The organism is Streptococcus cristatus (assembly GCF_003944225.1).
GTDB lineage: Bacteria > Bacillota > Bacilli > Lactobacillales > Streptococcaceae > Streptococcus > Streptococcus cristatus_K.
This window is the reverse complement of sequence record NZ_RJPN01000006.1, coordinates 96,641-107,214: the sequence shown is the minus strand read 5'-3', so window position 1 is coordinate 107,214 and position 10,574 is coordinate 96,641. Positions and strand designations below refer to the sequence as shown.

General features: G+C 39.7%; 10 protein-coding genes and 1 pseudogene. 9 read left to right on the top strand and 2 right to left on the bottom strand.

Annotation, left to right across the window (positions count from 1 at the left end; translation table 11 throughout):
• The 3 genes and pseudogenes from D8797_RS07305 to D8797_RS07295 form a co-directional block, all read left to right on the top strand.
• Window positions 1-1,199 (top strand): ABC transporter permease (locus tag D8797_RS07305; protein ID WP_125379880.1); only part of this gene is annotated, 1,199 nt, incomplete at its 5' end.
• Between the two features lie 27 nt (window positions 1,200-1,226).
• Complete coding sequence (locus D8797_RS07300; RefSeq protein ID WP_125379878.1) at window positions 1,227-1,910, top strand: ABC transporter ATP-binding protein; 684 nt, start codon at window positions 1,227-1,229, stop codon at window positions 1,908-1,910.
• Between the two features lie 90 nt (window positions 1,911-2,000).
• Window positions 2,001-2,288, top strand: a pseudogene (locus tag D8797_RS07295) (condensation domain-containing protein); the annotation flags it as partial.
• A 562-nt stretch (window positions 2,289-2,850) separates the two neighbouring features.
• Here the strand turns inward: D8797_RS07295 and lctO are convergent.
• On the bottom strand, window positions 2,851-3,987 hold the full coding sequence (lctO, locus tag D8797_RS07285; protein WP_125379874.1) for an L-lactate oxidase: 1,137 nt from the start codon (window positions 3,985-3,987) through the stop codon (window positions 2,851-2,853).
• 216 nt (window positions 3,988-4,203) lie between these two features.
• On the opposite strand from lctO, the gene D8797_RS07280 reads away from it, so the two are divergent.
• From D8797_RS07280 to D8797_RS07265, 4 genes are read left to right on the top strand one after another with little or no spacing between them, the layout of a single operon-like run.
• On the top strand, window positions 4,204-4,884 hold the full coding sequence (locus D8797_RS07280) for an amino acid ABC transporter permease (RefSeq protein ID WP_125379872.1): 681 nt from the start codon (window positions 4,204-4,206) through the stop codon (window positions 4,882-4,884).
• Window positions 4,844-5,521 carry an amino acid ABC transporter permease gene (locus D8797_RS07275; protein WP_005592385.1) on the top strand — a complete coding sequence of 226 codons (678 nt, stop codon included), beginning with the start codon at window positions 4,844-4,846 and terminating at the stop codon, window positions 5,519-5,521. Before D8797_RS07280 ends, D8797_RS07275 begins: the two co-directional genes overlap by 41 nt.
• The gene (locus tag D8797_RS07270; RefSeq protein WP_005591017.1) at window positions 5,522-6,280 is read left to right on the top strand and encodes an amino acid ABC transporter ATP-binding protein; all 759 of its coding nucleotides are present in this window, start codon (window positions 5,522-5,524) and stop codon (window positions 6,278-6,280) included. It begins immediately after the preceding gene.
• An 11-nt stretch (window positions 6,281-6,291) separates the two neighbouring features.
• Window positions 6,292-7,158, top strand: a complete 867-nt coding sequence (locus tag D8797_RS07265; RefSeq protein ID WP_125379870.1) for a cysteine ABC transporter substrate-binding protein — start codon at window positions 6,292-6,294, stop codon at window positions 7,156-7,158.
• 120 nt (window positions 7,159-7,278) lie between these two features.
• Here the strand turns inward: D8797_RS07265 and D8797_RS07260 are convergent, their stop codons facing one another.
• Window positions 7,279-8,091, bottom strand: coding sequence for a Cof-type HAD-IIB family hydrolase (locus D8797_RS07260; RefSeq protein ID WP_125379868.1), 813 nt, complete (start codon window positions 8,089-8,091; stop codon window positions 7,279-7,281).
• Window positions 8,092-8,255: 164 nt separating this feature from the next.
• Here D8797_RS07260 and D8797_RS07255 point away from each other — a divergent pair, with 164 nt between their 5' ends.
• Together D8797_RS07255 and D8797_RS07250 are read left to right on the top strand one after the other, a co-directional pair.
• A complete protein-coding gene (locus D8797_RS07255; protein ID WP_125379866.1) occupies window positions 8,256-8,858 on the top strand; it encodes a DUF1361 domain-containing protein in 603 nt (200 codons plus the stop codon).
• A gap of 159 nt (window positions 8,859-9,017) precedes the next feature.
• Window positions 9,018-10,439 carry an NCS2 family permease gene (locus D8797_RS07250; RefSeq protein WP_015605350.1) on the top strand — a complete coding sequence of 474 codons (1,422 nt, stop codon included), beginning with the start codon at window positions 9,018-9,020 and terminating at the stop codon, window positions 10,437-10,439.
• Window positions 10,440-10,574 lie beyond the last annotated feature (135 nt).

Here is a 10,574-nt window from a genome sequence, read left to right as displayed (position 1 = left end):
CTATTATAATTGCTGTGATATTATTATTGCCCTGTGTTTTAAGACTATTTTCAAAACTGATTGAAATTATTATTGAAAAATTTGGTAGTTATTCAATCGGTTTAGGGGTAAGAAATTTAGGTTTTAGCAAATATGCATGTTCCAATGTCATATTAGTTACTGTTACACTTACGATTGTACTAAGTATTTTTATGCTATCAAATAGTTTAACCAAACTATTAAATGGGTCGACAAGCTATTTTAATGGAGAGATTCGTATTACAGGACTTTCTGATAAGGCTACAAAATATGACTTTTTAAAAGAAAATGAATATGTAGGGTCTATAGAACCAAGCTATTCTTTATCTGATTCTATAAAGATTAAAAATGATAATAAATCTATAGTTATTGTAGGCTTGGAAGAAGAAAAAAATGGAATTATCAACGTTTCTGGAAGATTAATAACTGATTTAAGAGATGATGAAGTGCTGGTAGATGAGTATTATGCGACTCGATTTGGTATTGCTTTAGGGGACAAGATAACATTGAATAATGCTGATTTTAAAAAAAATCAGCTTGAACTTAAAGTTGTTGGATTTGTTAATAGTGCCAGTTTTTCTACAACTAGAAATATACTAGTTGTTTCAACCAGTAACTTTATTAATAATATTAGTAGTATACCATCAGTCCTTAATGTAACAATAACATCAAGTGATGTTGATTTAGCGAAGGAATCTATTCAACATGATCTATCTCAATATGATGTGACAATCCAAACCGTACACCAATTTTTACAAATACAACAAGATAATATTAGTGGAATTGTTAACATGGTATGGTTGATTTTGCTTTTATCTATCTTACTAGCAGTTGTTGGTGTTGTTAACAATACCTTCTTGGGTTTTATACAAAGAAAACAAGAGTATGCGGTTCTTTTATCAACGTCAATGTCTAAAGCTCAAGTTAAACTTATGTTATTTAGTGAGGTAATGTTTACAGTACTGCTAAGTTGTATTTTTGCAGTTAGTATTACTCCATGGGTTACGATAGTTTTAACAGACTTACTTTATTCAATAGGTATTTGTGTGGACATAAGTATAGATTTAAGGTATATGTTTGTAGTTTCTTTGATCGTCTTTCTTGCATTATTATCTACTTTAGTTGTTCCACTTGTAAATTTAAATAAAATGAAACTTATAGATGAACTTAAGCGTGACTAGTTATATTACAAAATTGAAGGAATTAATATGAAATCGGAAAAAATTATTGAAGTTATAGGACTAAAAAAGTCATTTAGAAATAGATTTAACACTACTAATATTTTAAACGGGATAAATTTTACAGTAGATAAAGGTGAGTTTGTTTCAATAATGGGAGCATCTGGTTGTGGTAAAAGTACATTGTTATATCTATTAGGCGGCCTAGATACTCCGAGTGAGGGAATTGTTTCAGTAATGGGGAATAATTTGTCACTTATGAGTGATAAAAATATGAGTAAAATTAGAAATAAAGAAATTGGTTTTGTTTTTCAATTCTATAATTTGGTTCAAAATCTAACTGTAGAGGAGAACATTCTACTTCCTCTCAAAATGATGAAGAATAAAGACCGTTCTGAGTTTAATGAGATTGTGGAAATAATGGGCATTAGAAATATTTTAAAAAAATATCCTAATCAACTTTCCGGTGGCCAACAACAGCGAGTTGCAATTGCAAGAGCAGTTATAACAAAACCAAATGTAATTTTAGCAGATGAACCGACAGGAAATCTTGATAGTAGTAATGGTGAAGCTGTTATGGAATTGTTTAAAAAGATTAATCAATGCAAGAATATAACAATCATTCAAGTGACTCATGATGAAGATAAAGCAGAGTACGGTGATCGTTTGATACGATTAAAAGATGGAAGAGTCGTAGAAGATACTCAATTGTAATACTATTATTATAATTTTTTGAGCAAGTTAAGGGGAAATTATGAGTAGACAGACAATAAATAATAATATTGAGGCGTTTTATGGCTAACACCGATGCAAAAAGGCTTACTATATCATAATTTATATGATAAGAACACAAGGGAGTATATATTGCAAATTCAGATGAAAGTTGGAACTAAATTAAGTGAAAACTTCACTGAGAAAGCACTTCATCTTTTAATGCTCCGCTATGAAGTGCTAAGGTCTAGCTTTGCCGAAAAAACAACAGTTCCTTTACAAATTGTCAGAAAAAAATTCGAGACTGATTATTTGTTTGAAGATTATGTTAACCAAGATTTCGATAAAATAATAATTACTAACTCTGGTTATTCAGGATGATATTGAACTATCTAGGTTAAAAGAAGAAGTTCGTAAGGAAGTTGCAATCTTTGTAGACTATCACAAAAAAATAAGTCAAGTAAAGATTTTTGAAGAGTATAAAGAAGTAGCTGATGATTTTATGAGTAAGTCAAAACTGACTGAAAAATGTGACGAATTAAGGACTTATTTAACCAAGTATATAACAGAAACTACATTTAGGCTAGTTTCTCCTGAGAGAATGGCTGAGAAGATACTAAAACAAACAAAAGGGGGCAACTGAAGATTAGATTTGAAACTTTTAATAGAAATTGGAGAAAACTTAGACAATGTATACTTGTCCTACAAAAACTACACAAATAATTTAAGAAAAAGATTTAGTTCTGTATTGGACAGGACACTGGTTTGTTCCTCTGTATAGTACTTTCTCGTTAGTTTGCTCACTTCAAGTTACCCATTATTCCATAGATGATAGTTATGAACTATGACCATATAAGTTAATTTCCCATTAAAAACACCCCAATCGTTAGATTTTATGTCTAACTTTTGGGGTGTGCTTTTTTATTACAATCTGTTTTATGTATCAATACAATTTCAAATCACGAGGGTCAACTGGGAAGGTTGGGTTGTATGGATTGTGACGTAGTTTGAAGTGTTTGACATCTTCAATTGTCTGAGTTCCAGATAACTGCATGACTGTCTTCAATTCTGCATTCAAGTGTTCAAAGACTTGACGCACACCGACGCTACCACCAAGGGCTAATCCATAAATGACAGGTCGTCCAATGGCTACCAAGTCTGCTCCTGATGCCAAGGCCTTAAAGACGTGTTGGCCACGGCGAATACCAGAGTCAAAGACAATCGGTACCCGTTTATCAACTGCTTCAGCAACTTCTTGAAGCGAGTCAAAGGCGGCTGGCCCACCGTCGATTTGGCGGCCACCGTGGTTGGTTACCCAGATTCCAGAAGCACCTGCGGCAAGTGAACGTTCAACGTCTTCACGGCATTGAGGGCCTTTGACATACACAGGGAGCCCTGAGTATTCAGCGATAAACTCGACATCTCGTGGAGATAGGCGTTGTTTAGCTGATTTGTAGACAAAGTCCATGGACTTACCAGCACCTTCTGGCAAGTACTCTTCAACGATAGGCATGCCAACTGGGAAAACAAAACCATTGCGCTTGTCAACTTCACGATTGCCCCCTACAGTCGCATCCGCAGTTAAGACAATGGCTGTGTAGCCTTCTGCCTTGACACGATCCATGATATGGCGGTTAATCCCATCATCTTTACTGAAGTAAAATTGGAACCAGTGCGGTGTTCCTTGGAGGGCTTCCGTAATTTCTGGAAGATCAACTGTGGAATAGGAGCTGGTCGTATACAGAGAGCCAAACTCGTGTACACCACGCGCAGTAGCCACTTCCCCTTGCTCATTTGCTAATTTATGGGCTGCAACAGGCGCCATGATAATCGGTGAAGACAGTTTTTCTCCAGCAAACTCAATCTCAGTGCTTGGATTTTCTACATCACAGAGTGTATGAGGAACAATGAGTTTATGGTTAAAGGCTCGAATGTTCTCGCGCAAAGTGAAAGTGTCCTCAGCACCACTTGCAATATAGCCAAAAGCAGCTTTGGGAATGACTTGCTGCGCCATGGGCTCCAGATCATAGGTGTTAATAAAATCCACAGGGCCCTCAGCATTGCTTGTTTTGTATGACATAAAATGTCCTCCTTGATAAACGTAAACGTTTACTTTTTTGATTTACAGGAACATCTTAACTCTTTTTCATGTCATTTTCAAAAATTTTGTCTGGAAGTTTCAGATTGCAATAGAGACGATAAATATTTTTTATCATTGTGATAGAAAATACATATTATCCAAACATGTCTTTTAGTGCTACAATAGCTGTATTATTCCTAGATGGGAGGTTCTCTTTTGGATTGGTCCATTGTTGAACAATATCTACCATTATATCAAAAGGCATTTTTTCTAACCCTGCATATCGCAATTTGGGGCATTTTGGGAGCTTTTCTAGTTGGTTTACTTGTTAGTATCATCCGGCATTATCGTATCCCTGTTTTGACACAGCTAGCCACAGCTTATATTGAATTGTCGCGAAATACGCCCCTTTTGATTCAACTCTTTTTTCTCTACTTCGGGCTTCCTCGGATTGGGATTGTCCTTTCCTCAGAGGTCTGCGCCACCCTTGGTCTCATCTTTTTAGGAGGCTCCTATATGGCAGAATCCTTCCGAAGCGGGCTAGAAGCAGTTAGTCAAACCCAGCATGAGATTGGCTTAGCGATCGGTCTGACACCCGTTCAGGTTTTTCGCTACGTGGTATTGCCACAGGCCACAGCAGTGGCTCTGCCATCCTTCAGTGCCAATGTGATTTTCCTGATCAAGGAAACCTCTGTCTTCTCTGCGGTTGCTCTAGCCGACCTCATGTACGTTGCCAAGGACTTGATTGGGCTTTACTATGAGACAGATATTGCACTGGCTATGTTGGTAGTGGCTTATCTTATCATGCTCCTGCCTATATCATTGCTCTTCAGTTGGATAGAAAGGAGGCTCCGCCATGCAGGATTCGGGAATACAAGTACTCTTTCAGGGAAATAATCTCTTGCGGATCTTACAGGGATTGGGAGTCACGATTGGGATTTCCATCCTCTCTGTCCTCTTGTCTATGATTTTCGGTACGGTTATGGGAATCATCATGACCTCTCATTCTAGAGTCGTTCGTTTTTTAACACGTTTTTATCTAGAATTTATCCGCATCATGCCCCAGCTGGTGCTACTCTTCATTGTTTATTTCGGATTAGCCCGAAATTTTAATATCAACATTTCTGGAGAAACTTCTGCCGTTATCGTTTTTACCCTCTGGGGAACAGCTGAGATGGGAGATTTGGTTCGTGGAGCTATCACTTCCCTTCCCAAACATCAGTTTGAAAGCGGACAGGCGCTGGGCTTAACGAATTTCCAACTTTACTACCACATCATCATCCCGCAGGTCTTGAGAAGACTGCTTCCTCAGGCCATCAATCTCGTTACCCGGATGATTAAAACGACTTCTCTGGTTGTTTTGATTGGAGTCGTTGAAGTTACAAAGGTGGGACAGCAAATCATCGATAGCAATCGTTTGACCATTCCAACCGCATCCTTTTGGATTTATGGAACCATACTGGTCTTGTACTTCGCAGTTTGCTTCCCTATCTCTAAACTATCCACTCACTTAGAAAAACACTGGAGGAACTAAATGTCTGATACCATATTAGAAATCAAGGATCTAAAAAAATCCTTTGGAGACAATCCTATCCTCCAAGGACTTTCCCTAGAAATCAAGAAAGGGGAAGTAGTGGTTATTCTAGGACCATCTGGTTGTGGGAAAAGCACCCTCCTTCGCTGCCTCAATGGCTTAGAAACCATTCAGGGTGGAGATATTCTTCTGGATGGCCAGTCCATTATTGGAAACCAGAAAGACTTTCACTTGGTTCGTCAAAAGATTGGCATGGTCTTTCAAAGTTATGAACTCTTTCCCCATCTGGACGTTTTGCAGAACCTTATCTTAGGTCCTATCAAGGCACAGGGTCGAGATAAGAAAGAGGTGACGGAAGAAGCCCTGCAATTACTGGAACGTGTCGGACTGCTCGATAAAAAACACAGTTTCGCTCGCCAATTATCTGGTGGACAAAAGCAACGGGTTGCCATTGTTCGTGCCCTGCTCATGCATCCAGAAATTATCCTTTTTGACGAGGTGACGGCTTCGCTTGATCCAGAAATGGTGCGTGAGGTCCTCGAACTCATCAACGACCTAGCTCAAGAAGGTCGTACCATGATCTTGGTGACCCACGAAATGCAGTTTGCTCAAGCTATTGCAGATCGGATTATCTTCCTTGATCAAGGGAAGATTGCTGAAGAAGGAACGGCTCAGTCCTTCTTTACCAATCCACAAACCAAACGAGCACAAGAATTTTTAAACGTTTTTGACTTCAGCCAATTTGGCTCATATTTATAAAGGAGATTCTTATGAAACTACTCAAATCACTCTTAACTGTTTTGGCACTTGCCTTTGCCCTTATCTTTGTCACAGCTTGTAGCTCAGGCGGAAATGCTACTTCTTCATCTGGCAAAACTACTGCTAAAGCTCGCACTATTGAGGAAATCAAAAAAAGTGGTGAACTTCGAATTGCTGTATTTGGAGACAAGAAACCTTTTGGTTATGTAGACAACGACGGTTCTTACCAAGGTTATGACATCGAACTGGGAAATCAGCTGGCCAAAGACCTCGGTGTTAAGGTGAAATACGTTTCTGTTGATGCTGCCAACCGTGCGGAATACTTGATTTCTAACAAGGTGGACATCACCCTTGCCAACTTTACCGTCACAGACGAACGTAAGAAACAAGTTGACTTTGCCCTTCCATACATGAAGGTTTCACTGGGCGTTGTATCTCCTAAGAAAAGTCTCATCACAGATGTTAAACAGCTTGAAGGCAAGACCTTGATTGTTACCAAAGGAACCACCGCTGAAACATACTTTGAGAAAAATCATCCAGAAGTCAAACTTCAAAAATATGACCAATACAGTGATGCCTACCAAGCTCTTTTGGATGGACGTGGAGATGCCTTTTCAACTGACAATACCGAAGTATTAGCTTGGGCTCTTGAAAATAAAGGATATGAAGTAGGAATTACTTCACTTGGTGACCCAGATACCATCGCACCAGCAGTCCAAAAAGGAAACAAAGAGTTGCTTGATTTCATCAATAAAGACATTGAAAAATTGGGCAAGGAAAACTTCTTCCACAAAGCTTATGAAAAGACTCTTCACCCAACCTACGGTGATGCTGCAAAAGCAGATGATCTCGTCGTTGAAGGTGGAAAAGTAGAATAGAAGCGTTGGTTAAGTAGAAAAATTTACCTTAAAAAATGAACCGCATCTCAACAGTTAGACAGAAAGAGTCTGGCAGTTGAGGTGCGGTTCAAATTATGTTTGTTTGATTTGTTTTGATTTCTATAAGTAGAGCTCAGTTAGCTTGTGAGCTACACCGTCTTGGTCATTAGTGAGTTCAAGCTGTTGGTCAGCATAAGGCAGCAGGGTTTCGCTGGCATTCTTCATGGCATAGCCTGTTCCCGCAAATTCCAGCATTTCAGTATCATTGTGCTCGTCACCAAAAGCAATCAGGTCCTTGCGATCGACATTGAGGATGTTGAGCAGGTACTGGAGGGCGAAGGCTTTGTTAACACCTTTAGGGCCGCACTCAAGGATATTGAGAGGACCGCCCCAGGTATTGATAGAGAGTTCGTGCTGGTAAAAGGCATTCATCTCTTCAGCCAGAGCATATTTGTCCGTAGCATGGGTTTGCAGCAGGATAGCATTTGGATTTTTGGTGACTAGCTGGGCCTGAAATTGATTTTCTGGCTTAAAATTATCAATGCCAAAGAGCTTGGGATCTGCGATTCCTTCGTTTGTATTGGTGATGTAGAATTTCTTGCGGTATTCACCAGCGATGAAATCGGCTTCGATTTCTTCTTTTCGTTGGACCATATCCAGCAAGAAAGACTTGTCTACGGTCAAGGATTGTTCAAATTCCCACTTTTGCTCAGGGATATGGGTCAAAGATCCGTTGAAGTTTATCATGGGGGTATTCAGCTCTAATTCCTTATAGAAGTCCAGAGCCATGCGGTAAGGGCGGCCAGTAGTGATGATGACCTTGTGTCCTTTAGCCGATATTTTTTTGATGGTTTCTTTGGTAAAATCAGACAGCTTACTCTCAGAATTGAGCAAGGTTCCGTCCAAATCTACAGCAATAATTTTTTTTGTCATTCTTTTTCCTCGTACAGTCTCGCTAAGTATCGTAAAGACTATTATAACAGAATTAAGAATAAATGCCACAAGTTGTGGTATAATGTTTCCTCAATAGCTAAGACGAAAGATGTCTGCTGATAGTCTATGAGCGAAGAGAGTTAAAGTAAAGGGGAGGATCTTGTATGCGTAAACCAATTTTAATTCACATTTTTTTCCTACTAATTGCATTTGTTGTGTATATTCAGGGGATCACGGCTCAAGGACCAGATTTGATCTGGAATATGATTTTGGCCTTGATTGCCTATGATGCTGCCATCTTGACGACGATGTTTAAGAAGCAGAAGTGGCTTTATCCGCTCTTGCTGGTAGTTTGGCTGGCCTTTTATCCTAATACTTTTTATATGCTGACAGACTTGGTGCACATGACTTGGGTGGGAGATACCCTGTGGAACCCTGTCAGCCTGCGTCTATTTATGGCTTTCGTGCCGAGCATTTTATTTGGCGTTTATTGCGGGATTGAAAGCTGGAATATTTTGCGTGAGCGCTGGAAGTTGGCCTGGTGGTTGGATATGCTTGTGGTTGCAGTGCTGTCTTATCTGTCGAGTCTAGCCATTTATATCGGTCGTTATGATCGCCTCAATTCTTGGGATCTGGTGACGCGGCCCCAGCTAGTTGTCCAAAAATTACTGGAGACCTTTCAGAAGGATCGTCTGTTATTTATCCTTGGATTTACCTTTATCCAAATCATGACTTTGCTCTTTTTAAGCAGAGAAAATAAAAAATAAGACACTTTAAAGTATTTTTTGGAGCAATGGACTTGAAAAAGTGAATGTTTTTGAGTATAATCATAGTATTGTTCGTAAATAACGAATAAGCAGCACTGTTTTAAAGAAGGAGTTCTCTTTTATACAGTTGCCATAAAACAATTTAGGAGATTATCTATAATGGATAAATTATTTAAACTCAAAGAGCACGGTACGGATGTTCGTACGGAAGTTCTCGCTGGGTTAACAACTTTCTTTGCTATGAGCTACATCCTCTTTGTCAATCCAGCCATGCTGTCGCAAACGGGTATGCCAGCTCAAGGTGTCTTTCTGGCTACGATCATTGGTTCCGTTGCTGGAACGCTCATGATGGCCTTTTATGCCAACCTCCCTTACGCACAGGCGCCAGGTATGGGGCTCAATGCCTTCTTTACTTTCACGGTTGTCTTTAGTTTGGGCTACACTTGGCAAGAAGCTTTGGGTATGGTCTTCATCTGTGGTCTGATCTCGCTCTTCATTACCCTGACCAAGATTCGGAAGGCTATTATTGAGTCTATTCCATCAGCACTTCGTTCAGCTATTTCGGCAGGTATCGGTGTCTTTCTAGCTTATGTAGGGATTAAAAATGCTGGACTTTTGAAGTTTTCAATCGATCCAGGCAACTATGTAGTAGCCGGTAAGGGAGCTGACCAAGCCAAAGCTGCTATTACAGCAAACTCAGCTGCAACTCCGGGATTAGTTGATTTTAATAATCCAGCAGTTTTACTCGCTTTACTTGGTCTAGCGATTACAGTTTTCTTTGTAATCAAGGGCATCAAAGGTGGCATTATCTTGTCTATCTTTACAACAACAGTCGTAGCGATTGCTGTTGGCTTGGTAAACCTGTCTGCGATTGACTTCGGTCAGCACAATCTGTCAACAGCTCTGAAAGAACTTGGACAAGTGTTCGGGGTTGCGGTTGGTCCAGAAGGCTTGGGAGCTCTCTTTGCTGATACGGCGCGCCTGCCTCAGACATTTATGGCTATCCTAGCCTTCTCTCTGACCGATATCTTTGATACCATTGGTACCTTGATCGGAACTGGTGAAAAAGTAGGGATCGTCGCAAGCTCTGGTGAAAACCATGAGTCAGAAGGTTTGGACAAGGCTTTGTACTCAGACTTGATCGGTACGACTATTGGCGCAATCGCCGGAACATCTAACGTTACTACTTACGTGGAGTCAGCAGCTGGTATCGGAGCTGGTGGACGGACAGGTTTGACAGCCTTGGTTGTAGCAGTCTGCTTTGCAGTATCTAGCTTCTTTAGTCCACTTTTGGCCATCGTTCCAACAGCAGCAACTGCACCAATCTTGATTGTCGTTGGGATCATGATGCTTGGCAGTCTGAAAAATATCCAGTGGGATGATATGGCAGAAGCTGTCCCAGCTTTCTTTACATCTATCTTCATGGGCTTCACTTACAGTATCACGAACGGGATTGCAGCAGGCTTTATCATGTATGCTCTTGTGAAAGTCATCAAAGGTCAAGCTAAGGATGTGCATCCAATGATTTGGATTTTAAACTTGCTCTTCATCCTTAACTTTATCAGCCTAGCTTTATCTTAAGAACACTAAGAAGTTGGAATCTTCCAGCTTCTTTTTTTTAGGAAAAGTTTTTGGGAAATGTCCTAGTTATCTTTCAATATAGAAGTGAGTGACCTGCTTTGATTGGAGGATTTGGAGGGCTCATCTAATTTTTTT